Source organism: Rhodococcus sp. WS3 (assembly GCF_003797085.1).
Lineage (GTDB): Bacteria > Actinomycetota > Actinomycetes > Mycobacteriales > Mycobacteriaceae > Rhodococcus_F > Rhodococcus_F globerula.
In genome coordinates this window covers 2,892,757-2,918,697 of record NZ_RKMA01000001.1, presented here as the reverse complement: position 1 = coordinate 2,918,697, position 25,941 = coordinate 2,892,757, and the positions used below count along the sequence as shown (strand labels likewise).

Below are 25,941 nucleotides of genomic sequence, written 5' to 3'. Positions count from 1 at the left end.
GATGCCCTCGAGAGCACTGCTGGCTGGTGATTATTACTGCGATCAGGGACCTTTTCCGCGGCGTCGGTGACCTGGGACTGTGTGTGTAAGGCGATTCACAGCCCGATACGGCCGCCGATACGTGCGGAATGCCGGTGCGCGAAAAGTTGTGGCAAAAGCTGTCGGACTTCTCGAGTAACGTGCTTACAAGTCGGTTCGTGAGGAAGGGTGCTGTGACGTCGTCGCAAAGCATGGTGGGGTTGTTTGCCGGTATCGGTGGGCTCGAGTTGGGTCTGTCGGAGCACGGGTGGAACACCGAACTGCTGTGTGAAATCGACCCGGGCGCCCAGGCAGTTCTCCGTTCCCGGTTCTCGGACGTCCCCTTGCATGGCGATGTCACGAAACTGCGTGCGCTCCCGGCCGATATCGACTTGGTTGCTGCCGGTTTCCCGTGCCAGGACCTCTCGCAGGCCGGTAAGACTGCGGGCATTACCGGCGCCCGCTCGGGCCTCGTCGACGAAGTATTTCGACTGGTCAAGCGCAAAAAGGGTCCACGGTGGCTGGTCATCGAAAACGTGCCATTCATGCTGCAGCTAGGCAAGGGCGCAGCCATGCGGCACATCACCGACGCTCTCGAAGACCTCGGTTACACGTGGGCGTACCGCGTTGTCGACGCCCGGGCATTCGGCCTCCCTCAGCGCCGCCAGCGCGTCATCATGCTGGCATCGCGCACCGAAGATCCCCGCGAAATCCTCTTCGGACAAGATGCCGGTGAGCGACTCGGCGGCGACCCTGCCGATTTCCCGTGCGGCTTCTACTGGACCGAGGGCACCCGCGGACTCGGTTGGGCCGTCAACGCCGTACCGACGCTCAAGGGCGGTTCTTCCGTCGGAATCCCCAGCCAGCCGGCCGTCCGCTTACCTTCGGGTGAGATCGTCACGCCAGGCCTGGTCGACGCCGAACGTCTACAGGGTTTTGATCCCGACTGGACACTGCCGGCCGTCGACGTTCCCGGCCTACGCCACAGCCATCGCTGGAAGCTCGTCGGAAATGCCGTGAGCGTGCGAATGGCGTCGTGGGTGGGTAGCCGTCTGGTCGATCCCATCGAATACGACGCGGAGTACGAGACACCCCTCGAACCTGGCGACGCCTGGCCGAGTGCCGCGTGGGGCCGTAACCGCCAAGCGTTCCGCGTCCACACCTCGACGTGGCCCGTTCAACACGACTACGAGGATCTGAGCGGATTCCTCGAAGACACTCGGTTGCTGTCCGCTCGGGCTACTGCGGGCTTCCTCAAACGCGCACGGATGGGCAACCTTCGCTTCATTCCCGGATTCATCGAGGACGTAGAAAGCCATCTCGAGCGGATGGGCGGATATCCCGAGGCAGTGGCATGAACGGGGCAGTGGCATGAGCGAGGGTTCACTGTTTCCCGAGCCGGAGACCCTGTTTCCGGAAACGCTGTTTCCGGAACCCCAGCACGAACCACTGTGGGACGCATTGCGACTCGCGGGCGACAAACCTGCGGCAGACGCCGACCGCGGCGAGAAGAAGAACTACGCGCAGCGGCTTTCCAATCAACTCGCCCAGACGGTTGCCGACGCCTTGCGCCCGCTGTACCCCAACATCACCCCCACTGCGACGGGCGAAGGCCAGGAAGCGACGGTAGATGTCGCGAAGGGCCGAAAGCGCTTGGATGTCAAGGCACTCGACCCCACACTCGGCTTGATCCTGTGCGTGTCGATCAAGACGTACAACTTCCAGGACTACAGCCCCCGCAGCGGGAAGCTCGGCCGCTGGACCAAGAACATCGTCCGCAATGATCACGAATTGCGTGGCGAGGCAATGGTTCTGCATCAGCGACAGCCCTACAGCGTTCTGGTGGCCGTCATGTTCGAGCCGTACGCCACGTGCGACGACGGCGACCCCACCAAGACCAGCGACACCGGCAAATCCTCGTTCGCCCACCACGTCACGACGCTGTCGAAGCGTTCCGGCCGCGGCAAACGTGCGGTTGTCGGCGTTCCGGGTAAGGCGTGGGTTGATCTGGGCGCCGAGGACACGCGCTACGACCTCTTCGAAAAAGTGTTCATCGGATTGTACGAAACCGATGGCGGCGTACGCTTTTTCGACGTCGACGAGCCACCTCCCCGCAACGGCCGTCCCACCGAGAGTCAAACACTCTCGTTTGACGATTTTGTCACCATCGTGCACGGTGAAGTGGAGCGTCGCAACAGGTTTGCCCCCACCTGGTCAGACCCGGACGACGGCGACGACTCCGACAGCTGAACCCCACGAAAGTGAAGACAGTGCCCGCGACGGATCCGACAACCAGCGCTCGAATGAGCGCACAGCGTCGACGCGACACCAAACCCGAGATCGCGATCCGGCGCGAACTCCATCGGAGCGGACTGCGGTACTTCGTCGATCGGGCTCCCGTCAAAGGTGTTCGTAGACGGGCCGATTTGGTGTTTCCGCGGCGGAAGGTGGCCGTGTTCGTCGACGGCTGTTTCTGGCATTGCTGCCCGCTCCACGCGACATACCCCAAGAACAATGCGCAGTGGTGGGCGGACAAGTTGGCCGCCAACGTGCTGCGAGACCGGGACACCGACGCACGCCTCGCCGAACAGGGCTGGACCGTCATCCGCATCTGGGAGCACGAAGATCCGTCGACGGCAGCCGAACGCGTCCGGAACACTCTTCTGTCTCCGTAAGCTTCGTGAGGTGAGCGGACTTGGTGGAGCGCGAGTAGTTCTGGCGGGTGCGTTGATTCTCGGTGGAATCGTGTACTCGTCGTGGGTTCTGGAGTTCTTCCTCGACACCGGACTTGATCCGGTGACGTCGTTCCTCAGTGAACTCGACGCGGCAAATCAGAAGTACCGCGACGTGTTCGGTAACGCCGACGTTATCTCCGCCGTTTTGATGTTGGTGTCAGCGACGCTCGGGCTACTGGTTACGGAGCGACGCAAATTCTATGTGGCGGGCTGGATTGCACTGGCTGTGTTCGGCGTGGCCACGATTGCGGACGCGTCGTTTCCGCTGGACTGCTCCGGCCCGGATTGCGCGGCGAGCGAGCCCGGCGGACTACTGCCGCAACTACATCACGTTCATGCTTTGACCAGCAGCGTAGCGGTCTTTGCGATCTTCACCGCGATGATCACGTTCACCGTCGGGGCCTTCCGTTATCGCGAGCATCCGCTGTTGCGCACCGTCGGATTGGGCCTTTTGATCGTGACTTCCCTTGCGACGGTGTGGATGTTGACAACTAACGGCATAGAACTGGCCGGCGGCGGTAATCTGGGCTTGGGAATCGCCCAACGTGCACAGGTTTTGGGAATGTCTTTGTGGCTGTGCACCCTGGGTTGTGCGGTATTGCGGCGACAGGAAAGGTTTTTGAACAGCGATTTCGGGCGATCCTGACATACACGGACCTACCGAAGGGTGTGCCCATGTCACTCGCGTCGACGTTCTTCTCCCACCCACATCAGGCGTTCACCACGGGGTTTTATCGCAACGAGTCGTTCGACTACGAACTGCGAGTCCTCCTCGGACAGGCAACGTACGGCGCCTCCGATACCGGCGAAGTTCTTGCTGCCGTCGCCGAAGTCGGCGACAAAGACCACGAGGGTTGGTACGTCGCGTGGTTCGACCTCGGATCGCGGATCTTCGAAGAAGCCGAGGAATCCGCGCGCGCCGGACATCCGCGCAGCGCGTCGAGTGCGTACCTGCGGGCAGCGTCGTACTTCGCTGTGGCCGTCAATGCCGTCGACGGACTGACCGACGACTCTGTTCTAGTTCCCACGTTCCGGCATCACCGCAGCGCGTGGGACGGTTTTGTCGACACCACCTCGCACTCCGTGGAGCGCGTGCGGATTCCGTACGAGGACACCACGATGCCGGGGTACTTCTTCCGTCCACCCGGAGATGTACGACGCCCGACGCTCATCATGGTGAACGGCAGCGACGGCCCCATCAGTTCGATGTGGGTCAACGGCGGCGCCGGAGCGCTCGAACGCGGCTACAACGTGCTGATGTTCGACGGACCGGGTCAGCAGTCCATGTTGTTCGAGAACAATATTCCGTTCCGCCATGACTGGGAAACTGTCATCACCCCTGTCGTCGACTTCCTGATCGACCGACCCGACGTCGACGCGTCGAAGTTGGCGATGTGCGGCATCAGTCAGGGCGGCTATTGGGTGCCACAGTCACTGGCGTTCGAGCATCGGATCGCCGCGGCAATCGCCGATCCCGGCGTGGTCGACGTATCCGCGTCGTGGCTCGTTCACATACCGCGCGGCATGCAGAACTTGCTGGAAGAAGGCAAGTCGGAGGCCTTCGACCGGGACATGGCGATGGGGTTGCGAGCGTCGAAGGAAACGGCCCGCACCTGGCGGTTCCGAGCCCGGCCCTACCTGACCGACGGCTACTACAACACTCTGGCCGAGGTACGGAAATACCGCCTCGAACATGTTGCGGGCTCGATCACCACTCCCCTGCTGATCACCGATCCAGAACACGAACAGTTCTGGCCGGGGCAATCGCAACGCCTCGCCTCATTGTCCGGCGGGCCCACCACGGTGGTTCCGTTCACGGCAGCAGAAGGCGCGAGTTTCCACTGCCAACCGATGGCGAGGCGCCTCACCGACCAACGCATGTTCGACTGGCTCGACGAGCAGTTGGGTCTCTAGACGACCGAAGCGACCTTCGCCGGACGGTTCAGCAACGTTGCACACATCGGGAGCAGCAGAACGGTAATTGCGCCCGCCGCCACCAGAATCGACGCATTGTCCGACGACATCTGACCGGCACTGACAGCAGCACCGGTGACGGCCACGATCATCGGCAACCCAGTAGCCCCGTACAGCGCGACCTGTGCACTCTCCCTGGTACTGAAAGGCGGTTCGACCTTCTCGAACTTGGTCGTGAAAAACACCGGCACACCGCGAACCACGATGATGAGAACAAGGAACGCCAGCAGGACGGTGGGATTCTCCGCGACCGCCGACACGTCGATTGCCATTCCGGAAGTGATGAAGAAGATCGGAATGAGGAATCCGAAAGCAATACCGTCGAGCTTGATCTCCAACCGCTCGTTGCCGTCGGGCATCAGGCGTCGCAGGATGAAACCGGCCGCAAAGGCGCCGAGAACAACGTCCAGCGAGAATACGGCCGAGAGTGCACCCAGCCCGACCAGCAACAAGATCGTCAGGCGAACCGTGGTCTGTGCTGTGGTGTCCGCGCCGGAACGGACAAGTGTGTGCGTCCACGATCCGTGCGAAATCAGCTTGGTCGGCAGCACCGCAAGAATGACCGCGATCAGCGCGAATGCCGCGAGAACCACCAGCGACAGGACAGCGCCACGCGCACCGAGCAATACGGCCATCGCAACGACAGGGCCGAGTTCGCCGACAGCGCCGTGATTGAGGACCGTCCGGCCAAGCCGGGTGTCGAGGATTTTGTTGTCCTTGAGAATCGGCAGCAGGGTGCCCAACGCCGTTGACGTCATCGCAATCGCAACGGCCGCTTCTGCGGAGATCACACCCTGCGCCCCCAAGAGCGCGACAATCGCAAACGCCAAGGCGAGGCAGAACAGCCACGTGTACAGCGCTCGCCGGCCACCAGCGCCGCTCAGTTCCTTGCGGTCGATCTCGTAGCCGGCGAGCAGAAACAGCATGCCGAGGCCCAGTTCCCGAAGGATCCCGATGGCCTCACTCTCTGCCGCCAAGTTGAGCGCAAATGGCCCGACAACCGCGCCGGCGACCAACAGCAGCACAACTTCCGGTACCAGGCGCCGCGGGAACAGGCCCGCGACAAAGGGCGCGAGCGCAGCGATCAGCGCAATCCAGAACAGCGACGAGGCAATTGAGGGCACGGATCATTATCGGGCATTTACGACAGATGTGCCTGCGATTACATCAGCGGCGCGTTACCGCTCTGAGTTATTTTCGCCAGAACAGGTGGTGGGTCATCCCACTCGGGCTTGGCACGATCTCGAGATTGAAACGGTCACGCAGCTCGTCCGGCGACTCCCAGAGACGGAGCCCGGAACCGAGCTCGACCGGAGAAACCGCGACGTGCATGGTGTCGACGAGATCCGCGTCGAGAAACTCCCGGATTGTGGTCACCCCACCGCCGAGCCGGACGTCCTTACCCTGTGCGGCCTCGCGGGCCTGCTCGAGCGCGGTCGTCGGGTCTGCGTCGACAAAATGAAAAGTCGTGTCGGAAAGGGTGAACGACGGTCTTGGGTGGTGGGTCATGACAAACACGGGCGTGTGGAATGGCGGCTCGTCGCCCCACCATCCCTGCCACTCGAGGTCTTTCCAGGGTCCACGCTGGAATCCGAATTTGTTGCGGCCCATGATTTCGGCGCCGATATTCTGGGCGAAGTCGCGAGAGAAGTAATCGTCGAGCCCTCGACTTCCACCGGGGTCGGTTCGATTCGGCCAGCTGGCCGTGGCTCCGGCCCACGCAAACATATCGCGATGGTCGAACCCGAACGGGCTCTCGAAACTCTGGTTCTCACCCGCGGCGACTCCGTCACTGGAGATGGTGAAGTTCTGGACCCGTAGTAGCTGATTCACTGTGCGCTCCCACACTCTCGATGATGGCAATACGGGAATTAAGACTCGGCGGAGAGGTGAAACTCATCGGCGGCGGGACTATGCATCAAGCCTGATCGTCCATGAGACCGAGCGTGTCCCAAGCCTGCTCGATGCGTCCGGCCGAAAAACGAGCATCGGAGCTTTCGAGCTCGGCGAGGATGGCCTGGACGACAGCGACCATGGCTGTCAGCGACGGAGTCACGTAGATACCCTCGATCGGGGTGATCACGACGTGATCGGCGTATGTGTTCAGGGGTGACGAGTGCAGGTCGGTGAGAACGGCGATAGTCGCGCCCCTTTCGCGTGCAAGACGGGTTAATCCACGCAATGTACTGGTGAGGCGCCAAACATTGATGACGATGACACAGTCGCGTTCGTCCAGGTGTGACACGTGTATCGCCTGCGACGTTGCGGAGCCGGCCGAGAGGCGGATGTCGTATCCGTAGACGGACGCCAGGTAACTGAGTACCTGTGCGGGTCCTGCCCCGGATCCACTGGTGATCAACACGATTCGACGGGCCGCTTTCATCGCGTCGGCAACGCTCTTGATAGCAGTGACGTTGGCCGCGGACGAGACGGCGGCGAGATTTGCCACGTCCTGCCTCAGCATTTGCGCCGCCGCCTCCGTTGATTCGGGGCGCTCGGGATTTGTTGTCACGAGAGAGTCGAGATATTCGGCTCGGAGCGCTAGACGAAGATCGCTCCACCCCTCGAACTGGAGCTGCTGGGCGGTCCGCACAACAGTGGAGACATTCACCCCAGCTCGCTCGGCGACTTCGCGGCCAGATGCATACGAGGCGAACTGCGGCATCTGTGCAAGAACTTGTAGGACCCGATCGGCCTGAGCTCCGAGGTTCGCGCGCTCTGCTCGTTGCGCGAGCATCGTCCCAACCGTCACCTCGGAGCGCCTCTTTTCACTGGATCTAATACATGGCATCAAGCGTCGCTGACGACCTGAAACACGTCACTGGTCGCAGTCACGCTATCACCGCAATCTCAGGCCTCTCTGGGGAAACTTCACATGAACAAAGTGTTGCATGAATCGCAACTATGCATCTAATGTTGCGCGCATCCCGGCCTCGGCGCGAACATTCCCGCAGCCCACGGACAACAATCAATCGTTTTCAAGGAGAGACCATGCACACTCGGGTAATAAACGCCCACACGCTCGAACCCTCGACTGGCGAGCGGCAGAAGAATGCCTGGGTCGATATCGCCGACGGGCGGATCGTCGACAGCGGGGTAGGGCGGCCCCCCGCTTCGCCCGGTGACATTCGAATCATCGATGCAGGTGGGGGAACCGTCATGCCCGGCTTGGTCGACGCACACGTCCATATCCTGGTGACGACGACAAATACCGCCGAAATTGCTGGATGGACGCCCGGCTACGCGACTGTCAGAGCGCTGCGCTCGGCGGGCGACATGCTCCGACGTGGTTTCACCACCGTGCGTGATGTCGGTGGCGCCGACCATGGAATGGCCCGTGCTTTGCAAGAGGGCTTGGTCCCAGGGCCGCGACTGATCTTCGGCGGTAAAGCACTATCGCAGACCGGTGGCCACGGAGACTTCCGCTCTCTCAATGACACCTCTGCGCCCTGCTGTCAGCTGAAACCCGACTTCGGACGGATCGCGGACGGCGTTGATGCCGTTCGCCACGCGGCCCGCGACGAGTTCCGCAAGGGCGCGCATCACCTGAAGCTTGTCGTCTCCGGTGGGGTCGCATCCCCGACTGACGAGATCTCAGCGGTCCAGTACACACAGGAAGAGATACGTGCGGCTGTCATCGAGGCTGAGAACCACAATCGGTACGTCACGGTGCATGCCTACCACCCGCGCTCGGTGAATCAGGCGCTGAGGGCTGGCGTGCGATGCGTCGAGCACGGCAACCTCATCGACGACGAGTCGATCCGCCTGCTCGTCGAGAACGACGCCTTCTTGGTCCCGACAATCATCACGTACGAGGCGATGTACGAGGCCGGTGCTGCATCCGGCCTGTCCGCAGGATCACTGAAGAAGCTCGACGAGGTTCGGACAGCGGCCGTCGGCGCGCTTGAACAGGCCCACCGGGCAGGAGTGAATCTGGTCTACGGCACCGACTTGCTCGGGCATCTGCAAACGCGTCAACTCGAAGAGTTCACGATCCGTGCGCGCGTTCAGCCGATCCTCGACGTGATACGCAGCGCCACCAGCACTGCTGCGCGCTTGCTCGGCATGGAAGGAGAGATCGGCACCCTCGCGCCGGGCGCTCACGCGGACCTCCTCGTATTGGACGGGGACCCGGAGCAGGATCTCACTGTCCTCACCACGCCGGAGCGGTACTTGCGTCACGTGATCCACGGCAGCGGCGTCACCGACATCGCTAGGTGATGGACATAACAGCGGGATGCGGAGGCCTACGTCGCCAATAGACATCAGGCCAATCGGATGCATCCGTGTGCATGTGCAGAAATACAAGAAAGCCCCTCACCGGCATCTCTGCTGGTGAGGGGCTTTCTGTTGTGCGCCCGAAGGGATTCGAACCCCTAACCTCTTGATCCGTAGTCAAGTGCTCTATCCGTTGAGCTACGGGCGCATGTTCTGTTGTGTTGCTGGTCTTGCGTGTCTTGCCGTCGTACTTTCTATCATTTCTTACCCGCCGGTCAAAATCACCGGCGTGGCGGAGGCGAGAGGATTTGAACCTCCGGTCCCTCGTAAAAGGGACAACTCATTAGCAGTGAGTCCCATTCGGCCGCTCTGGCACGCCTCCCTGGGGGTTCCGATCCTTTCGGACCGCCGGGACGAAAGATTACACACTTCTCACCACCAAAGGCAAAACGAGTGGTCAGAGCCCTGATTCATGGCGTTATCGCAGGTTGCCGTCGAACCAGTCGAAGATCCGGGTGCGGGCGTCGATGATCGCGGCTGCACAGGGATCGTCGTCGTCCCGGCCTTCGGGGACTTGTGGTGGTTCGTCGGCTCGATGCTGCAATCCTGCGTAGCTCACCACCAGGGTCGCCACGTCGGCTTTTGCCGTCGCCTCCCTCAGTCTGTTGACGTGCTCGGGTGGAGTGTCGGGATCGTCCTCCCCGTAAAGGGCGAGCCACGGGGCTTGCAGGGACACCGCTGCGTCGAGCAATGCCTGCGCGTCGACGGACAGCGCTTCGACGATCCCACGAGCGGCGACACTCACAGCCGCACCGACGGGACGACTGGTTGCGACGAGCATCGCCGCGGTGCCTGCCGCGTCGAAACCGAGGACGCCGATGGTGTCGGCCGGGACGTCGCGGCCCGTGAGCCAATCGAGGGTCGCGTCGACGTCGGCAAAGAGGTTGTCACCAAAAACATCGCCCTGGATTACCTCGGGTTCACGGTGAAAAAGATGCGGGGCGACGGTCAGCCAGCCGTCGACGGCAAGGGCAGCCATCAACTCGAGGAGCGCTTTGCTGAATTGCCTCGCCTCGTGCAATACGACGATCGCGCCACGGGTCGGGCCGTCGGGTTCCACCACGGTCAGTGGCACAGTGGCGACGCCGCCGTCGGCCACCCGCAGATTCGCGGCATCTCGGAACATTCCCGACATGCTTCCTACTCTGACACGTGGACGGCTCGAGCGCACCGAATCAGAGCGCGCATAATCGGACTGTGACCCCACACATTCGCCCCGACCTCGCTTCGATCCCCGCCTACGTTCCCGGACGCAATTTTCCGGGTGCGATCAAACTCGCGAGCAACGAAACGACACTTGGCCCGCTGCCCAGCGTCCGTGATGCCGTGGCCGAAGCTGTCGGACACGCGAATCGTTACCCCGACAACGGCGCGGTGGCATTGATCGAGACGCTTGCGTCATTCTTGAATGTCGAACCGGCAAACGTCGCTGCTGGTTGCGGCTCTGTGACGCTGTGCCAAGAGTTGGTACAGGTCACATGCGATCCGGGCGACGAGGTCATCTACGCGTGGCGCTCCTTCGAGGCCTACCCGGTGGTGACTCAGGTTGGCCACGCAGTGTCGGTGAAGGTCCCGCTGGCCGAGGATTTCGGGCACGATCTCGACGCGATGCTCGCCGCGATCACGGACCGCACGCGCCTGATCTTCATTTGCAACCCCAACAACCCGACCGGCAATGCACTGTCGAAAGCGGAACTCGAAAGCTTCCTGAACGCCGTCCCGCCCCGCGTCGTCGTCGCTCTCGACGAGGCGTACTACGAGTACTCCCGATCCGATGCGGACGGCATCGAACTGTTTCGCAATCGCCCGAATGTGGTTGTACTGCGCACGTTCTCGAAGGCGTACGGCTTGGCCGGCATCCGGGTGGGTTACGCGGTGGCCCATCCCGAGATCATCGTCGCGCTCGGCAAGGTCCACACACCGTTCTCGGTGAGCGCGCTCGCGCAGACCGCCGCCATCGCGTCGCTGGCCGCAGCCGACGAACTCCTCGCCCGCACCGACGCCGTCATCGCGGAGCGGACTCGCGTTCGCACCGCACTGATCGAGGCCGGCTACACCGTCCCCGAATCGTCGGCGAATTTTGTCTACCTGCCGCTTCGCGAACTCTCTCCCGGCTACGCCGATGCAAGTACCAAATCCGGCATCCTGATCCGCCAGTACGGCACCGAGGGCGTCCGCATGACCATCGGCGATCCGGACGAGAACGATGCCTTCCTCGCATTTGCCTTGACCGACGAAGCCAAGCGCTTGGCGGGAATCGGCGTCAGCGCGTGACACTTGATACATAACTGTTACGCCCAGCCCTAGAATTCGTTCTCGCGGCCAGGCACACTCAGGAAGGTTCGAAACCGGTCCGGAGGAAGGAGCACGAAGTATGACGCGAGGCATCACACGCGCTTGTGCTGTGCTCGCGACTTCTCTCCTCGCAACCTCCCTGAGTGTGACTGGCGTGGCTAGCGCCCAGAGCCCCGATACCGTCTCGGTCCGGTTGCTCGCGTTCAACGATCTCCACGGCAGTCTGCTGCCACCAGAAGGCGAACGCAGCCAAATCATGCAGGCCGACGGTTCGTACACCCCCGCGGGCGGCGCCGCATACCTCGCCGCGTACGTGTCCCAGCTGCGAAACCAAGCGTCGAATTCGTTGCTCTACTCCGTGGGTGACAACTGGGGATCGTCCGCACTGGAATCGTCGATGTTCAACGACGAACCAACAGTCGAACTCCTCAACCGGATGCAGATCAATGCGTCGGCGATCGGCAATCACGAACTCGACGACGGCCTCGCGGAATTCCGTCGGATGGAATCGGGTGGATGCTCCGCGGAAAATGCGTGCACCTTCAGCCCCACGTTCGGCGGAGCCAATTTCCCGCTGATGGCGGCCAACATGACATACACGGATGGCACACCGGCGACGCTGCCCTTCACGGTCGACATCGTGGACGGCGTTCCCCTCGGCGTGATTGCGATTGCGGCAAGTAACACAGCTCAGATCGTGGCACCGGACGGCGTTTCGACCCTGAAATTCGGCGACGAGGTCGAAGCAATCGATCGCACCGCGGACGTTCTCGACTTCTTCGGCGTCAAAGCCATCACCGTGCTGTTGCACCGCGGCGACGAACCGGACATTGCGGGTGGGCCAAACGACTGCAACGTCACATCCGGTCCCGCTCGCGACATCGCGTTGCGAGCATCGCCGAAAGTCGACGTCATCTTTACCGCGGACAGTCATCAGCAGTACAACTGCGAATACCCCGATCCCGCCGGAAATCCCCGCGTGGTGATGCAGGGCGCGTCGCACGGTCGCATCGTCTCCGTCGCGGATGTCGTGATCGACCGCACCACTCGGGACGTCCTGCGCGATCAGACATCGTCGTTCAATCAGATAGTGACACACGATATTTCGCCGGACCCCGACACGGCAGCGCTTGCCGATCAAGCATGGAATGCGGCTGCCGAAGTGGCACAACGTCCCGTCGGGACAATCACCGCCGATCTGACTCGCGACCAGACCCCCAGCGGAGAATCCGCCATTGGCAACCTGATCGCCGACGCTCAATTGGCGGCTGGCACCGCGCGGGGAGCTCAAATCGCTCTGACCAATCCGGGCGGAATCCGCGAAGACCTCGACAACGGAACAGTGACATACCGCCAGGCCCATGCGGTGCAACCGTTCGGCAACAGCCTCGAGGTGCTGTCCATCACAGGGGCGGCGCTGAAAGACGCGCTGGAACAGCAGTTCCAATTTTCGCCGGAATACTTGCCGTTCGAACGAATCCTCGCCCCGTCTGCTGGTTTCACCTACACACTCGACCGCAAGGCCCCCGCCGGGTCACGCGTCTCGGAAATGCGCCTGAACGGCGAAAACATCAACCCGGACACGGTTTATCGTGTTGCGGTCAACAAGTTCCTCGCCGAAGGCGGCGACGGGTTCACAGCCCTGCGCAGCGCCATCGAAACAACCGGGGCGGGCAACGACCTCGACGCCCTGGTTGCCCTGTTCACCTCCGGCTCACCAGTTGCTCCGCCGGCCACCGATCGCATCCGCACGGTCGGCTGAATAGGCATCAGCGAGCCGATTGCCTAGTCTCGACTGGTGATCATCGCGACCCATAACGGCAAGTTCCACGCAGACGACGTCTTCGGCGTATCGCTCCTGAAGCAGCTGTACCCCGACGCCACCGTCGTCCGCACCCGTGACGAGGACGTCCTGAACAGCGCAGACATCGTGCTCGACGTCGGCGGACGCTACGAGCCGGCAGCCGGCCGTTTCGACCACCACCAGCGCGGTGCGGGCGAACGCAACAACGGCATCCTGTACTCGGCCTTCGGGTTGTTGTGGCAGGAATACGGCCTGAAGTTCTGCAACGGCGACGAGTCCGTGTGCCGTCGCATCGACGGCCGCCTGGTCGAGGGCATCGACGCCGTCGACAACGGTCAGGAGATCTACACCCTCAACGAGTTCGGCACCAAGCCATTCGACCTGTCCGCGGTTCTGGATCTGTTCAATCCCATCTCGTCCACCGACGAGGAGTTCGACACACAATTCGAACTCGCAGTTGCGCTCGCAACCCAGATCCTGATTCGCTTGCGCGCCAAGTACGCCGGCGACGCGGCGGCTGAGAAGGAGTTCGCGGACACGTACGCCAAAGCGTCGGATCCGCGATTTGTCGTCCTGGAACGCTTCATTCCGCACGGCCGGGCGGCGTCGGCTCAGCCCGAGCTGTTGTTCACGATCTTCCCGAACACCAACGGCGGCTGGTCGATTCAGACCGTCAAGCCGGCTGATTCGAAGTTCGGTTCACGAAAGCTGTTGCCGGAGCAGTGGCGCGGCCTCAACGGTTCGGATCTGGCGGCCGAAACCGGTGTCGACTCGTCTGTGTTCTGCCACAAGGCCGGATTCATCGCTGCCGCGCACACTCGCGACGATGCGATGAAGCTGCTGGAATTGGCTCTCGCAGAGTAGATCCTCAGCGTGGTTCTTCAGCGACGGAGTGCGGATTCCAGTATCGGCCAGGAATCGTGCAGTGCATCCTCGTAATAGGGCCACGAATGGGTTCCGCTGTCCCGGTAGGCAAACACTCCCGCGATACCCAGGTCTTCGAGCCTGCTCTCGAAGGCCTGGGTGCACGAATAGACGAGCGCTTCGAGCGGCCCACCCCGGATTATCGCCGTCACTCCTTCCAGAGTGAGGGCTGTGTTGTGCACTCCAGGCAATCCGCTGCTCGCAGAGCTGTAGATCGTTTTGCCACGCAACGCCTCCGCATTGCCCGACGGATTGTGATTGCGCCAATCCGGATCCCCGGCCGGCCCCCACATATTCGTGGCGTCGCCGTTCTTGCTGGCAACCGTGGCGCGCACGAAGTCCTGTGAGTACGGCGCCGTGGTGTCGAGACACCCACTGTACGAAGCCAATCCCGTGTACAAGTCCGGATTCCGAGTGATCAGGTTGCCCGCAGCCAGCGCGCCCATGGATACGCCGCCGACAACATTGGTGCCGTTCCCGGCGAATACCTCATCGATGAGGGGCGGTAACTCTCGCGTCAGAAACGACTCCCACTTGTTCACACCGAGGTTCGGGTCGTCGCTGCGCCAGTCGGTGTAGAAACTACCGGTACCTCCCACCGGCAGAACCACATTGACGTCCCTGTCGGCAAAGAACGCCTCGATGTCGGTGTTCTGCGTCCACGTGCTTTCGGTGTATCCCGACTCGGAACCAGCGCTGACCCCGTCGAGGAGATAAAACGTCGGCCGAGGGCCCGGCGCGCTCGCGGGATGCAGAACCTGAACCTGAACTTCGCGGCGCATCGACAGGGAGTCGACAAACACTGCACTGCGAGTGGGCGTCAACTGCTCGATCCGTGCGATACGAGCGATCTCTGTCTCGGGGTGAGCGACAGCTGTATCGGAGTGCGCAACACCGACGAGGCCGAATGCACTTACCGAGAGAATCACTCCGAGTACCACTGACGTCCGCATAAGTGGCCACCTTCTCACATAACGCCCTGTCAGACTGTTCGGTCGTGGCTGCCGATTCGACCGGAGGATTGAGTCGATCAAAAGCCGGGTATGCGTCACTCTTGGCAAGTTCTCCACCGATGCACACACAGGTGTGGATAACTTCATTCACATCCAGCCCACGACTGTGCATAACCTGTGCACAACTACGTGAATTACATCAAGGTTATTCCACCTACCTCGACTAACAGGGTTCTACACAGTGTGGATAACTTTGTCCTCAGATTCGCCGAACCGTTGCCGTTTCGGGCGTGTCCATGCAGTTCCGACCCAACGCGACATGATTTGTTCACAAGGAGGCAACTCCCCATACTGAGTCCATGATCTCCGCCCTGTTGGCCGCTGCCGCCGTACTGGCACTCCTCACACTCGTGCCCGGACCGGACATGGCCGTCGTGACGCAGGCAGCGCTCACCGGCGGTCGATCGTCCGGATTCCGGGTAGCGGTAGGCATCATCAGCGGACTGCTCGTATGGGGCTTGCTCACCGTGCTCGGCTTGTCGGCGTTGCTGGCCGCTTCCGCGGAGGCATACACCGCCGTGAAACTCGCCGGCGCTGCCTATCTGATCTATTTGGGGGCGCGAGCGCTGTGGGGCAGCCGTTCATCCCAACTGCGCAGCATCGACGCACCGCGTTCGCAGAAGGCCGGTACCTGGAAAACCGGTTTCACCACCAACCTCCTCAACCCCAAAATCGCGGTCTTCTACACCAGCCTGCTGCCGCAACTGGTTCCAGCGGGATGGCCGACGGGTCCGTCACTCGCACTCCTGGTGATCATCCACGCAGCGATCTCCATCGCGTGGCTCAGCGCCTACGTCGTGCTTCTCTCCCGCGCCCGTAGCACCTTCGAGAAGCCGAAAGCGCGGCAGGCACTTGAACGTGTGACCGGCACGGTTCTTCTAGGATTCGGAGCGAAGATCGCGCTGGAAGCGCGCTGAGTCGACACATCAGAGAAGAGCACAACAGTGGGCGCGTGGGGATCGGGACCGTTCGAGAACGACGGTGCGGGGGATTTGATTGCATCCATCGGGCACGGTGATTTCACCTTCGAGTCCGTGGAATGGGCGTTCGAGGACGACTACCTCGAGGTGGACGGCGGCCAGATCGCCGTTGCCTTACTCGAATTGGTGCTCATCGTGCGCGCCGATCGCAAACGGGATCCTGCCGTCGAGGAACTTGCTCTCGACGCCTTTGCCGACGCCTTGACCAGCGAGCGGCTCACGTGGCTGATCGAGATGGTGGAGCGCACCATCGCGTCGACCGACTCGGAACTGTTCGAGCTCTGGGACGAGCAGGGACCGGAAGAACTTGCGGCCTGGCGGATCCCGGTTGTCGACGGTCTCGAGGATCTGCGTGTGCTGTCGGTCTGATCTAGGTCAGTAGCCCGCCGACGGATCGATCACGGCAGCGAGGTCCTCACCCGCAGCAAATCGAGCAACGTTGGCGGCCACGTGATCTGCCAGGACGCGCGTGAGCGTCGTAGCCGGGTTGGCGACGTGCGGAGTGATGATCGCGTTGGGCAGCTTCCACAACCGGTGTCCGTCCGGCAGCGGCTCGGGATCTGTGACGTCCAGTGCCGCACCGCCGATCGATCCGGCTTCGAGGGCGTCGACCAGCGCATCCGTGTCGACGAGATTTCCGCGGGCGATGTTCACGATCCAGCTCGACTCCGACATCTGGTCCAGTTCCGCCTTGCCGATCAGATGCCGGGTCGCCGACGTCGACGGTGCAGCGATTACGAAGTGGTCTGCCTTGGACCAGATTTCACCGGTGCGATCGGCCGAGAGCGTTTCGACGGCTCCTTCGACGGGGGTCCCCGAGCGGGTGATCGCGATAACCTCGACCTTGGATGCGGCGAGGTACGGGATCAACGCGCGACCGATTCCACCGCAGCCGACGATCGCCACCGTCGAGCCCTGCAGGGTGCCCACTCGCGGATCGAATTCTTCTTTACGCCACGACTGTGCCGCCAATTGTTCGGGGAGAGAGCGTACTCCAGCAAGGAGGAGCATCATCGTGTGCTCGGCCACGTTGCCCGCATACGCGCCGGCAGCGGACGTCCAGACCCGCTTGTCGTCGATGACGCCGGCGTCGAACCAGGGCTCGATCCCGGCAAACGGCAACTGCACCCAGCGAACCGAGTCGGGCAGCGACGACGGGAACGTGTCCGGCCCATGCGCCCAGACGACGCCCTCGGCCTCGGCGAGTGGAACGAGCACTCCACCGGCTCGGCGAATCCCGTCGGCAAGGTGCGGATCCTCGACGGGACCGAGATGGATGCGAGGGGCGCTGGTGCCTGTCATGAGAGACGCTTTCTATTCAAGGGAAGTGGCGGTGGGGCGATCCGACGACGGCAGTCATGTCCCCATCACCGTAGAGTATCTCCCGTTCTCTAGCCGTTTGCTTTCGCGATCGAGTCCTTGCCCTCTGCGGCGCCGCCCTTGATGGTGTCGTGCTGGACGGGAACGAACTTCTTCTTCGGCAGCAGGAACAGCCACGTCGCAAACACGAACGGACCGGTACCCGCCGGCAGACTGATCGGCGCGAAGGCCGAGACCAGGGTGCCGTGAATGACTACCGTCACCAGCACCCCGAAGACCGTATAGACAAACACACGCCACGACGGGTTGTAGAACACCGACCCCAAGGCGATAGCCGTCAACACCGAGCTGAGCCCGTAGAGGCCGTTACCGACGTCGACAGTGTTTGCGCCGAGCGCAAGTACCGAACCGATCGCTACGGCGGAACCGATGAGGGCGAACACCGCCGCCCACCGGGACGCAACGAGCAAGGCGACCACGAAGATTATTCCGGTGACGGTGTTGTTGATCAGAAATATCTGGGAGACGTTGCGAAACAGTGTGTCCCAGAGGAAGCCGAACGTGATGTCGGCGTGAACCGATGAATCCCCGATGTGCTGCGGGAACTGTGCGGCACTGAGGTCCGACGTTTCGATCCGCAGGAACTGGAAGGCGGCCAGAAGGAAGAACCAATTGACGAGGTTGAACGGAAAGGTCAGCGCCGGCACACCCCAGGTCTTGAAGACGTTGGCAACTGCAAGAAAGGCGATAGTGGACGCCGCAGCACCGACAACCAGGTAAATCCACAGCATCACGCCGCCGGCAAGGAACGTGGGAAATGCTGCGCCGACCAGGATTCCGTTGTATCCGTACAAACCGATGCGCATCGAATCGTCATCCGAATGCAGCAGCATCCCGGTAACCGTGGACACCACCAAACCCACTACCGCGCCGATCGCCACGGTGATCGTGTCGGCGGCTATCGCACCCCAGAAAATACCGATGAGGAACAATAGGCCGGTCAGTGCATTGCCCTGAAACATCACCTGCCCGGAGCCCTTGAGGTTGGTGTCGATGAATCGCAGCACGACGTTCCTGTCCGCGATATCGTCCCAGGGTTTGGTGATGGTGGTCATCGCACATCCCTCACACTTCTTCTCCCGGCGAACCGCGTCATCCCCAGAGCGGGACGGGCGGAATAGTGGTATCCAGAACCGACTTTCGAACGAGCGACCAGAAATCACGAACCTTGGCTTTGACCGGTTCACTCTCGGGCCCCAGGACCTTGAAGATCAACCCGGCATCGTTCGGTAGTCGGCTCGCACCCGAGAAGACCTTCCCATCGGGCCCCGGAACAACCTGTTCCAGTATCTCGTCGGCATTCTCTTTCGGAGTGAGCAGAATGACGTTGCCAAAGACGTCGTACTCGCCCATGATTCCCTTGTATCGCACCGGGAAACGCTGCGGTTCGATCACCAGTTTCTCGGTGAAGAGATCCGCTCCGTCCGGGCGCCGCGCCTTGATCAGGGTGGAGTACAGGTCGTAGACAAACAGCTCCGTATCGGACTGGGCGCTCCTGTGGTACTTACGGCCAGGCATCACAATTTCCGAAAATAGCAGCGTTGCAGACGGATCCACCGTGACATCGGTGCGTGCGAAGTACCTCGCATTGCGGTGCGGGATAGTCACACCCGGCATCAGTTCGAGATACGAATTCTCAGCCAAGGTCACCTTCTGCAACTGCGACGCATGATTCGCATCCATTTGATGCACCTTGGTTGCCGACTGTGTCGTGACGTGCGCCAAGGATCCGGGTTCCATGTCGATGGTCAGGAACAGCCGATCACCCTGCAGCACACTGCCGGACGTCGAGATCATGTAAACGCACGGCATTGCCGGCAACGCTTCGTCCCAGTACAGCGCTTGTTGAACAAGTAAAGGCGTCTTCCGATACATGTCCCGGAGAATCGTCTTGTCGCCGCGATCGACAAAACGCATCTCGAGCACCCCGGTCTTGCCCACCTTGCCGGCCGGGGCTTGCTTCGGCTGATCCTGGTACTGGTCGAGTTCCGGAACGGTCGGGATCGGCCCCGGGAGCGACCGCGCGGCCCCCGAGGCAGCTGGAGCGCTCACTTGGCGCTCGCTCCCACTTCCTCTTCGTCGAAGAGGACACCGTGCACGATGAGGTCCACCACTTCCTTGATTCCCTCGCCGGTCATGCAATTGGTGAAGACAAACGGCTTGTCACCGCGCATTCCCTTCGAGTCTCGATCCATGACACCCAGATCGGCCTTCACGTACGGTGCCAGATCCGTCTTGTTGATGACCAGGATGTCCGACTGCGAGATCCCGGGTCCGTTCTTACGCGGAATCTTATCTCCCGCAGCTACATCGATGACGTAGATGAAATAGTCGACGAGAGCGGGACTGAACGTCAGAGTGAGATTGTCACCACCACTTTCGATGAACACGATATCCGTGTCCGGGAACGTGCGTTCCATGTCCTCGACCGCCGCGAGGTTCATACTGGGGTCCTCGCGAACGGCGGTATGGGGACACGCACCAGTCTCGACTCCCACGATACGTTCTTCCACGAGAACACCTTTGAGTGCCTTGCGCACATGCTTGGCGTCCTCCGTGGTAACCACGTCGTTGGTGATGATCAGTACACTGGTTCCCCGCTTCACGAATTCAGGCGTAATCGCCTCGATGAGGGCAGTCTTGCCCGAACCCACAGGACCGCCGATTCCGATGCGAGTTGTCTTCTTCATGATTCTCCTTCTAGTTCATGAACATTCGGACATGCGCCTTGACGTGAACCGCTGCCAGAATGTCGATCATCGGGGAAAAGTTGGACATGTCATCAAGCCCGTACTCGCGAACGGCCGTATACTCGCCGTCTGCGGTTTGATTCACCTCGAACAAAATCTCCTGCGTGGCAAGGTGATCTACCCGAACGATACGGAGCGCCGCACCGAGCAACGTCATCGCCACACCGTACTGATGAACGGTAAAGGCATCATGCTCCGGAGAACCCATCTCCGCGAAGGCAATTCCGAGACCCGCCGGATACGTGCCGGGGGTTTCTCCAGCCTCGATCGCCGATAGCCACTTGCCGAACAACGTCTCACCGGCGAGTCGGCCGCCGAGCTCCGCCAGCTTCTTACCCATCCGGGTAGTCATCGTTCGGGACTCTTCGTTGAGTTTGCGTTCGATCACGGCATGATCCGCCGCCAGAATCGCCGAGAAATTACCGTCCGACGCACCCCGGTGGGCGGCCAGCACGGCGATACCATCGCATGTCGCACCCTGATGCGCGGCCGAGAGAACAAATTCCCGCAACGACGGAGCATCGGTGACAATTCCTTGCGCCACGGCCGATTCCAACCCGTTCGAGAACGAGAAGGAACCGACCGGGAACATCGAATCGGAAAACTGCATCATCCGCATCGCACGGTTGATGCTCAGCTGCGACCCTTCACACGAGGGGGTCATGGGTATGCCCCTCACCCTCGCGCGCTGCCGCACCGAACAGTCGGCGTGCCTCGTGCGGAGCAATGTAGGGAATGACCTCGGAGCCAGGAATGAAGGTGTACTCGATGCCCTCGAACGCATGGGTGCGCATCACCGAACCCATGACCGCCTTGTCTACCGTCAGCGGAACATAGACCTTCATTCCCTTCACCACTGCCGGCCAATGCTGGTTACCCACAGCGTGACCCAACTCGAGACACGTCTGGATCATCTTCTCCGGCGTCACGTCGAGCAATGCACTGAGGTCGATCTCGAGCACGTCCTTGAGGTTGATCCGCGCGACAACGACGGTGTTCTCCGGCTCGTCCCACAGCAGAATGTCGCCGTCCTGCAACTGAACACCGCGGTCGAGTGACACCGCCAACTCACGTCCGCCGACCGTCGTGCGTCGCAACCGGCTCTTCTGCGCTTCCCACTGATCGAGTGAAAGTACGTCGATTACTGCCTTCTCGAGTCGACCGGCCCACTCTTCGTCAGTCTCCTTCCCGAGCAGCGCGTCGACTCGAGCAGGCTTGCCTGTCGGCGCCGTCATCTCGCCGTGAGTGTGTGCGATTGTTTCAGACACAGGAGTCCCCTAACTGAAGAAGTAAAGTTGGTTCAGGCGAATGGATTCGGCCGGTTCTACGTACGCGTGAACGCCGTCCGCCGTCACCGCGAAGGTCTCCGGATCGACCTTGATCTCCGGAGTGGCAGAGTTTCGCACGAGGTCGCGTTTGGTCACGGTGCGAGTGCCCTCGACGGCAAGAACTTGACGCTCGAGTCCTAGTCGATCCTTGATGCCGTCATCCAACGCGGCCTGGGACACAAACGACACCGAACTCTCGGGCAGGGCCTTACCGAACCCACCGAACATCGGCCGGTAGATCACCGGCTGCGGGGTCGGTAACGATGCGTTCGGATCTCCCATGGCGTGCCAACTGATCATTCCGTTCTTGATGATCATTTTAGGCTTCGCACCGAAGAAAGCGGGTTCCCAGAGAACAAGATCCGCCATTTTTCCCGGCGCGATGGAACCAATGACATGGGACAACCCGAATGTCAGGGCCGGGTTGATCGTCGTCTTCGCGACGTACCGTAGGACCCGGAAGTTGTCGTGCGTCTTGGAGTCCTCCGGCAGCTTTCCCCGGGCACGTTTCATGCAGTCGGCTGTCTGGATCGCCCGGAGCCAGTTCTCCCCGACACGGCCCATTGCCTGCGAGTCGCTCGAGAACATCGAGATGACCCCCATGTCCTGCAGCACGTTCTCCGCACCGATCGTCTCCGCGCGAACGCGTGACTCGGCAAACGAAACATCGGACGGCACTTTGGGATTGAGGTTGTGACAAACCATAATCATGTCGAACAACTCGGCTTGCGTGTTGATGCCGTACGGCAACGTCGGGTTGGTCGACGCTGGAAGAACGTTGTCCTCACCGGTCACCCTCAGGATATCCGGTGCATGGCCGCCGCCGGCGCCCTCACTGTGATAGGTGTGAATGGTGCGGCCCTCGAATGCTGCAATGGTGTCTTCGACATAGCCGGCCTCGTTCAACGTATCCGTGTGGATGGCAACCTGAACGTCCATCTCGTCGGCCGCACGCAGCGACGCCCGGATCGCGGCTGGTGTTGCGCCCCAGTCCTCGTGGACCTTCAGTCCCGCGGCACCTGCCTTGATCTGCTCGATCAATGACGGATATCCGGACGAGTTGCCCTTACCCAACATGGCGATGTTGACGGGAAGACCCTCATTGGCCTTGAGCATCATCTCCATGTTCCAGATACCCGAGGTGATGGTGGTGCCGTTGGTACCGTCCGACGGCCCGATACCGCCGCCGATCAGCGTCGTCACACCACCACTGAGCGCGTGGTACGCCTGCTGAGGAGAAACGAGGTGGACGTGCGGATCAATACCAGCGGCAGTCAGAATCAGCTGCTCACCGGAGATGGCATCCGTTGCCGGTCCCGTCGTGAGTCCCGGCGTCACCCCGTCCATCGTGCTCGAGTTGCCGGCCTTGCCCCACCCGACGATTTTGCCGTCCTTGATACCGACATCGGCTTTGACGACGCCGATCGTGGCGTCGAGGATCACGACGTTGGTGATCACCAGATCGAGTGCGCCATCGCGACTACACGACGCCGGATCCTGGCCCATACCGTCGCGCAGAGTCTTGCCGCCGCCGTAGATCGACTCATCACCGATGGTTCGAAGATCTTCCTCGACCTCGATGTACAGGTCCGTGTTGCCGAGCCTGATCTGGTCACCTTTCGTGACACCGAACAGGCCCGAATACTCTTGCCGTGAAATGCTTGTCATGAGTATTGCTCTCCTTCGGCCACCGTGAACGAGGCTCAGTCGGATTGTGGTTCGGACAAGAAGCCGAGCTCATCTGCAAGAGCGACGGCACGGGGCAAGCGCGGGCGATACGCGGCGTGCGTGGGAGCCCAACCGTCCACCAAACTGTTGAATCCGTGGGCGCGCTGCTTGCCGCCGAACGGCACCAACGTCACTTCCTTCTCGTCTCCCGGTTCAAAGCGCACGGCAGTACCGGCCGGGATGTCCAGACGCCAGCCGAACGCCTTCTCACGATCGAAGGACAATGCTCGATTGACCTCCATGAAGTGATAGTGCGATCCCACCTGAATGGGCCGGTCACCCGTATTTCGCACACGCAGCTTCAGACGCGGCCGACCTTCGTTGATCTCGATCGGTTCATCCCGCAGGACGTATCCCCCGACCGGAACCTTCTTCTCGTCGCCGGAATTCTTCTTCGATGATTTTGTTGCCATCTTCGGGTGCTCCTGAGTTGGTCTTTCAGCCTGAGTTCGTTACGGCTACTGGATGGGCGAATGCACGGTGACGAGGCGGCTACCGTCGAGGAACACCGCCTCGACCTGCACGCGCGGAATCATGTCCGCGACACCGTCCATGACGTCGTCGACGGTCAATGCGTGCGACGCGTCCGCCATGACTTCCTCGAGAGTTTTCCCCTCGCGAGCACCCTCCAATGCAGCCGCCGTGATGACAGCTACCGACTCCGGGTGATTAAGCTTGAGCCCCTTTGCTTTTCGTCGCAGAGCCACGTCAGCCAACATGAGGATGGTCAGCTTGTCGAGTTCTCTCGGTGTCAGATGCATTCCGACAACTCCTTCTCGCTCATACTCTTCACTTCCGTGTGGTCAGCTGGAAAGCTGGTCAGGTCCCGGTACCGGGTGCGCTCGACCCCGACAACGGTTCCGCGGCTTGCTGCACAAATCCGCTCCTCCTTCCGAGGGAGTGCCGGTTGATTGCGTCGAGCACGGCTTGGGCGCGGTCGGACGGTACAAGAACTTCGACCCGCAATCGGTCGGTGAAGACGACGTCGTTGCGTTGGCCGCGGAACTTGAGAGAATCCGAATCACTCGCGGACACATGGGCTTCCGAAACCACGATCGACTCCGCTCCCGCAGCCAGCAATGCCTCACGCAACTTCTCCGACTCGATGGTCTGGAGGACCGCAGTGATCAGTTCATGCTTCGGCGCATCGGGATGTGGAGCAAGCTTTTCTCCGTCGGCTACGACTCCCCCGTCGAACCCGGTCGATTGCGGTGCTCCACCTGCTTCGACAAACGCCGGGTTGTAGCGGTATGCGTCCATGCCTTGCTGACGACGGTCGATATTCACCTGGTCTTTCGGAGCCAGCTTGAGCCCGATCGTCTTCTCGATTCCCATGGCGATCAACCAGGTCACGACAAACGAGAAGGCGATGACGGTGATCAGAGCCAAAGCCTGCTCACCGAGTAGACCGAGTCCGCCACCGAACAGAAGTCCGTCGCGGCCGATCGGGTTGATCGCCTTCTCTGCAAACAAACCGAGAAGCAGCGATCCGAGGATGCCGCCGACAAAGTGCACGGCGATGACGTCGAGTGCGTCGTCGAACTTGAAGATGGACTTGAGCGCCAATCCGAAGTGGCAGATCAATCCGGCAAGCACACCAATTGCCAAGGCGGAGAACGTACTGACGAAGCCGGCGCAGGGTGTGATGGTCGCCAAACCTCCGACCGCGCCGGTGATTCCACCGATCGCCGTGGCTTTACCCTCGGTGTACCGCTCGATGACCAGCCAGACGACCATGCCGCCGGCAGCGGCAATGTGAGTGTTGATCAAGGCTTGCGCCGCAACACCATCCGCAGCCAGACCGTCGCCGGCGTTGAAACCGAACCAGCCGAACCACAAGATGCCAGCGCCGACCAGAGCCAACGGAACGGAGTGAGGAACGGCTTCCGCGTTCGGCCAGCCCGGGCGTTTGCCGACAACCAACAAGATCGCGAGTGCTGCGGCGCCCGCCGACGCGTGGACGACGATTCCGCCGGCCCAGTCCTGCGCCCCACGGAGCGCCAACCAGCCTTCAGGATTGAAGAGCCAGTGCGCGATCGGGGGATAGACGATGATCGACCACAGAACAAGGAGAACAGCCCACCCCAACGGCTTGAGACGGTTTGCCGTGGCACCGGTGATCAAAGCAGGCGTGATGATCGCGAACATCATCTGATAGGCGACAAACGCCAAGGTCGGGACTGCAACAGCCCCCTCGATCAAGTGGAATCCCGGCGCGGCTGCGGTGTGAATGTCCTGCAAGCCGAAGAGTTTCAAGTCGCCGAGGAAGCCGGATCCCCAGTCGCCGCTGAACGCAAAGCTGTAGCCGAAGACAACCCAGGTGATGGACACCAAGCCGAGCGGAACCAGGTTCTGCTGCAACATCACCAGCGCGTTACTGCCGCGCACCAATCCAGCGTAGAAGAACGCGAGACCTGGAACCATAAAGAGGACAAGCCCTGCGGAAATGAGCACCCAGGCCGTGTCACCACTATTTATAACGGGTTCGGCGAGCATCGGTAAAACCACCTCCGAGTAATAAGACCGTAATAGGTCTCGATTTTTCTCGTTACGCGTACGAACGACGGTGCGCGGTTAACACCGACAGCGAATGTCCAACCGAAGGCGCCGGTGCCATGGTTGCACATTTCGTACCGAATGGTGGGGTTGCTCTCCTCTGCCAACTTAGGGAGAGTTCCTGAATTCGGAGTCGAAACAGTAACGGACAGAACTTATTTCATTCTTTCGGTCACCG

At 61.3% G+C, this 25,941-nt stretch carries 26 protein-coding genes and 2 tRNA genes; 11 read left to right on the top strand and 17 right to left on the bottom strand.

Annotated elements, in window-relative coordinates; genetic code table 11:
• Window positions 1-230 precede the first annotated feature (230 nt).
• Genes EEB13_RS13220 through EEB13_RS13200 form a run of 5 tightly spaced genes read left to right on the top strand, consistent with a single transcriptional unit; the run spans window position 231 to window position 4,667 of the window.
• Window positions 231-1,376, top strand: coding sequence for a DNA cytosine methyltransferase (locus tag EEB13_RS13220; protein ID WP_172936952.1), 1,146 nt, complete (start codon window positions 231-233; stop codon window positions 1,374-1,376).
• A gap of 13 nt (window positions 1,377-1,389) precedes the next feature.
• On the top strand, window positions 1,390-2,268 hold the full coding sequence (locus EEB13_RS13215) for a hypothetical protein (protein WP_045066418.1): 879 nt from the start codon (window positions 1,390-1,392) through the stop codon (window positions 2,266-2,268).
• 20 nt (window positions 2,269-2,288) lie between these two features.
• Complete coding sequence (locus EEB13_RS13210) at window positions 2,289-2,693, top strand: very short patch repair endonuclease (RefSeq protein ID WP_092805926.1); 405 nt, start codon at window positions 2,289-2,291, stop codon at window positions 2,691-2,693.
• A 10-nt stretch (window positions 2,694-2,703) separates the two neighbouring features.
• A complete protein-coding gene (locus EEB13_RS13205) occupies window positions 2,704-3,399 on the top strand; it encodes a DUF998 domain-containing protein (RefSeq protein ID WP_045066414.1) in 696 nt (231 codons plus the stop codon).
• Between the two features lie 29 nt (window positions 3,400-3,428).
• Complete coding sequence (locus EEB13_RS13200) at window positions 3,429-4,667, top strand: alpha/beta hydrolase family protein (RefSeq protein ID WP_141485427.1); 1,239 nt, start codon at window positions 3,429-3,431, stop codon at window positions 4,665-4,667.
• On the opposite strand, the gene EEB13_RS13195 is transcribed toward EEB13_RS13200, so the two are convergent.
• From EEB13_RS13195 to EEB13_RS13185, 3 genes are all read right to left on the bottom strand, one after another.
• A complete protein-coding gene (locus EEB13_RS13195; RefSeq protein ID WP_033235110.1) occupies window positions 4,664-5,851 on the bottom strand; it encodes a cation:proton antiporter in 1,188 nt (395 codons plus the stop codon). The two genes, EEB13_RS13200 and EEB13_RS13195, sit on opposite strands and share 4 nt — an antisense overlap.
• A gap of 67 nt (window positions 5,852-5,918) precedes the next feature.
• Window positions 5,919-6,560, bottom strand: a complete 642-nt coding sequence (locus tag EEB13_RS13190) for a dihydrofolate reductase family protein (RefSeq protein ID WP_033235111.1) — start codon at window positions 6,558-6,560, stop codon at window positions 5,919-5,921.
• An 85-nt stretch (window positions 6,561-6,645) separates the two neighbouring features.
• Window positions 6,646-7,479, bottom strand: coding sequence for a MurR/RpiR family transcriptional regulator (locus EEB13_RS13185; RefSeq protein WP_141485426.1), 834 nt, complete (start codon window positions 7,477-7,479; stop codon window positions 6,646-6,648).
• Between the two features lie 239 nt (window positions 7,480-7,718).
• On the opposite strand from EEB13_RS13185, the gene EEB13_RS13180 reads away from it, so the two are divergent.
• Window positions 7,719-8,948: a metal-dependent hydrolase family protein gene (locus EEB13_RS13180; RefSeq protein ID WP_141485425.1), complete on the top strand. Its 1,230-nt coding sequence runs from the start codon at window positions 7,719-7,721 to the stop codon at window positions 8,946-8,948.
• Between the two features lie 132 nt (window positions 8,949-9,080).
• On the opposite strand, the gene EEB13_RS13175 is transcribed toward EEB13_RS13180, so the two are convergent.
• The 3 genes from EEB13_RS13175 to EEB13_RS13165 all read right to left on the bottom strand — a co-directional run bounded on the left by EEB13_RS13175 (window position 9,081) and on the right by EEB13_RS13165 (window position 10,140).
• A tRNA-Arg gene (locus EEB13_RS13175) sits at window positions 9,081-9,153 on the bottom strand.
• An 82-nt stretch (window positions 9,154-9,235) separates the two neighbouring features.
• A tRNA-Ser gene (locus EEB13_RS13170) sits at window positions 9,236-9,327 on the bottom strand.
• Window positions 9,328-9,423: 96 nt separating this feature from the next.
• A complete protein-coding gene (locus EEB13_RS13165; protein WP_033235114.1) occupies window positions 9,424-10,140 on the bottom strand; it encodes a dienelactone hydrolase family protein in 717 nt (238 codons plus the stop codon).
• A gap of 62 nt (window positions 10,141-10,202) precedes the next feature.
• Here EEB13_RS13165 and hisC point away from each other — a divergent pair, with 62 nt between their 5' ends.
• The 3 genes from hisC (at window position 10,203) to EEB13_RS13150 (ending at window position 13,968) form a co-directional block, all read left to right on the top strand.
• Complete coding sequence (gene hisC / locus EEB13_RS13160) at window positions 10,203-11,279, top strand: histidinol-phosphate transaminase (protein ID WP_141485424.1); 1,077 nt, start codon at window positions 10,203-10,205, stop codon at window positions 11,277-11,279.
• A 100-nt stretch (window positions 11,280-11,379) separates the two neighbouring features.
• Window positions 11,380-13,062: a bifunctional metallophosphatase/5'-nucleotidase gene (locus tag EEB13_RS13155; protein WP_141485423.1), complete on the top strand. Its 1,683-nt coding sequence runs from the start codon at window positions 11,380-11,382 to the stop codon at window positions 13,060-13,062.
• A gap of 36 nt (window positions 13,063-13,098) precedes the next feature.
• The gene (locus tag EEB13_RS13150; RefSeq protein ID WP_092805655.1) at window positions 13,099-13,968 is read left to right on the top strand and encodes an MYG1 family protein; all 870 of its coding nucleotides are present in this window, start codon (window positions 13,099-13,101) and stop codon (window positions 13,966-13,968) included.
• A 17-nt stretch (window positions 13,969-13,985) separates the two neighbouring features.
• Here the strand turns inward: EEB13_RS13150 and EEB13_RS13145 are convergent, their stop codons facing one another.
• Window positions 13,986-14,981, bottom strand: coding sequence for an alpha/beta hydrolase (locus EEB13_RS13145; RefSeq protein ID WP_141485422.1), 996 nt, complete (start codon window positions 14,979-14,981; stop codon window positions 13,986-13,988).
• A 359-nt stretch (window positions 14,982-15,340) separates the two neighbouring features.
• Here EEB13_RS13145 and EEB13_RS13140 point away from each other — a divergent pair, with 359 nt between their 5' ends.
• On the top strand, window positions 15,341-15,958 hold the full coding sequence (locus EEB13_RS13140) for a LysE family translocator (protein ID WP_141485421.1): 618 nt from the start codon (window positions 15,341-15,343) through the stop codon (window positions 15,956-15,958).
• Window positions 15,959-15,985: 27 nt separating this feature from the next.
• On the top strand, window positions 15,986-16,390 hold the full coding sequence (locus EEB13_RS13135; protein WP_095887670.1) for a DUF4259 domain-containing protein: 405 nt from the start codon (window positions 15,986-15,988) through the stop codon (window positions 16,388-16,390).
• Window positions 16,391-16,396: 6 nt separating this feature from the next.
• Here the strand turns inward: EEB13_RS13135 and EEB13_RS13130 are convergent, their stop codons facing one another.
• The 10 genes from EEB13_RS13130 to amt form a co-directional block, all read right to left on the bottom strand.
• Window positions 16,397-17,323 carry a D-isomer specific 2-hydroxyacid dehydrogenase family protein gene (locus EEB13_RS13130; RefSeq protein WP_095887669.1) on the bottom strand — a complete coding sequence of 309 codons (927 nt, stop codon included), beginning with the start codon at window positions 17,321-17,323 and terminating at the stop codon, window positions 16,397-16,399.
• A gap of 89 nt (window positions 17,324-17,412) precedes the next feature.
• On the bottom strand, window positions 17,413-18,456 hold the full coding sequence (yut, locus tag EEB13_RS13125; protein ID WP_141485420.1) for an urea transporter: 1,044 nt from the start codon (window positions 18,454-18,456) through the stop codon (window positions 17,413-17,415).
• Between the two features lie 37 nt (window positions 18,457-18,493).
• Window positions 18,494-19,453, bottom strand: coding sequence for an urease accessory protein UreD (locus EEB13_RS13120; RefSeq protein ID WP_141485419.1), 960 nt, complete (start codon window positions 19,451-19,453; stop codon window positions 18,494-18,496).
• A complete protein-coding gene (ureG, locus tag EEB13_RS13115) occupies window positions 19,450-20,091 on the bottom strand; it encodes an urease accessory protein UreG (RefSeq protein WP_033235122.1) in 642 nt (213 codons plus the stop codon). The genes EEB13_RS13120 and ureG overlap by 4 nt, the downstream gene beginning before the upstream one ends.
• A gap of 10 nt (window positions 20,092-20,101) precedes the next feature.
• A complete protein-coding gene (locus EEB13_RS13110; protein ID WP_141485418.1) occupies window positions 20,102-20,815 on the bottom strand; it encodes an urease accessory protein UreF in 714 nt (237 codons plus the stop codon).
• A complete protein-coding gene (ureE, locus tag EEB13_RS13105; protein ID WP_230590192.1) occupies window positions 20,799-21,419 on the bottom strand; it encodes an urease accessory protein UreE in 621 nt (206 codons plus the stop codon). Before ureE ends, EEB13_RS13110 begins: the two co-directional genes overlap by 17 nt.
• Before the next feature lie 9 nt (window positions 21,420-21,428).
• Entirely contained in the window at window positions 21,429-23,147 is a 1,719-nt protein-coding gene (locus EEB13_RS13100) for an urease subunit alpha (RefSeq protein ID WP_033235125.1), read from the bottom strand.
• 35 nt (window positions 23,148-23,182) lie between these two features.
• Window positions 23,183-23,620, bottom strand: coding sequence for an urease subunit beta (locus tag EEB13_RS13095; RefSeq protein WP_033235126.1), 438 nt, complete (start codon window positions 23,618-23,620; stop codon window positions 23,183-23,185).
• A 45-nt stretch (window positions 23,621-23,665) separates the two neighbouring features.
• Window positions 23,666-23,968, bottom strand: a complete 303-nt coding sequence (locus EEB13_RS13090; RefSeq protein ID WP_033235127.1) for an urease subunit gamma — start codon at window positions 23,966-23,968, stop codon at window positions 23,666-23,668.
• Between the two features lie 58 nt (window positions 23,969-24,026).
• Window positions 24,027-25,703 (bottom strand): ammonium transporter, encoded by a 1,677-nt coding sequence (amt, locus tag EEB13_RS13085; protein WP_261984517.1) that lies wholly within the window; start codon window positions 25,701-25,703, stop codon window positions 24,027-24,029.
• Between the last annotated feature and the right edge of the window lie 238 nt (window positions 25,704-25,941).

Excerpts from the sequence above, each read along its gene's own strand:
- EEB13_RS13220 (WP_172936952.1), top strand. The coding sequence starts at position 231 with ATGGTGGGGTTGTTTGCCGGTATCGGTGGGCTCGAGTTGGGTCTGTCG.
- EEB13_RS13215 (WP_045066418.1), top strand. The coding sequence starts at position 1,390 with ATGAGCGAGGGTTCACTGTTTCCCGAGCCGGAGACCCTGTTTCCGGAA.
- EEB13_RS13200 (WP_141485427.1), top strand. The coding sequence starts at position 3,429 with ATGTCACTCGCGTCGACGTTCTTCTCCCACCCACATCAGGCGTTCACC.
- EEB13_RS13180 (WP_141485425.1), top strand. The coding sequence starts at position 7,719 with ATGCACACTCGGGTAATAAACGCCCACACGCTCGAACCCTCGACTGGC.
- EEB13_RS13165 (WP_033235114.1), bottom strand. The coding sequence starts at position 10,140 with ATGTCGGGAATGTTCCGAGATGCCGCGAATCTGCGGGTGGCCGACGGC.
- EEB13_RS13155 (WP_141485423.1), top strand. The coding sequence starts at position 11,380 with ATGACGCGAGGCATCACACGCGCTTGTGCTGTGCTCGCGACTTCTCTC.
- EEB13_RS13145 (WP_141485422.1), bottom strand. The coding sequence starts at position 14,981 with ATGCGGACGTCAGTGGTACTCGGAGTGATTCTCTCGGTAAGTGCATTC.
- EEB13_RS13140 (WP_141485421.1), top strand. The coding sequence starts at position 15,341 with ATGATCTCCGCCCTGTTGGCCGCTGCCGCCGTACTGGCACTCCTCACA.
- EEB13_RS13130 (WP_095887669.1), bottom strand. The coding sequence starts at position 17,323 with ATGACAGGCACCAGCGCCCCTCGCATCCATCTCGGTCCCGTCGAGGAT.
- yut (WP_141485420.1), bottom strand. The coding sequence starts at position 18,456 with ATGACCACCATCACCAAACCCTGGGACGATATCGCGGACAGGAACGTC.
- ureG (WP_033235122.1), bottom strand. The coding sequence starts at position 20,091 with ATGAAGAAGACAACTCGCATCGGAATCGGCGGTCCTGTGGGTTCGGGC.
- EEB13_RS13110 (WP_141485418.1), bottom strand. The coding sequence starts at position 20,815 with ATGACCCCCTCGTGTGAAGGGTCGCAGCTGAGCATCAACCGTGCGATG.
- EEB13_RS13100 (WP_033235125.1), bottom strand. The coding sequence starts at position 23,147 with ATGACAAGCATTTCACGGCAAGAGTATTCGGGCCTGTTCGGTGTCACG.
- EEB13_RS13095 (WP_033235126.1), bottom strand. The coding sequence starts at position 23,620 with ATGGCAACAAAATCATCGAAGAAGAATTCCGGCGACGAGAAGAAGGTT.
- EEB13_RS13090 (WP_033235127.1), bottom strand. The coding sequence starts at position 23,968 with ATGCATCTGACACCGAGAGAACTCGACAAGCTGACCATCCTCATGTTG.
- amt (WP_261984517.1), bottom strand. The coding sequence starts at position 25,703 with ATGCTCGCCGAACCCGTTATAAATAGTGGTGACACGGCCTGGGTGCTC.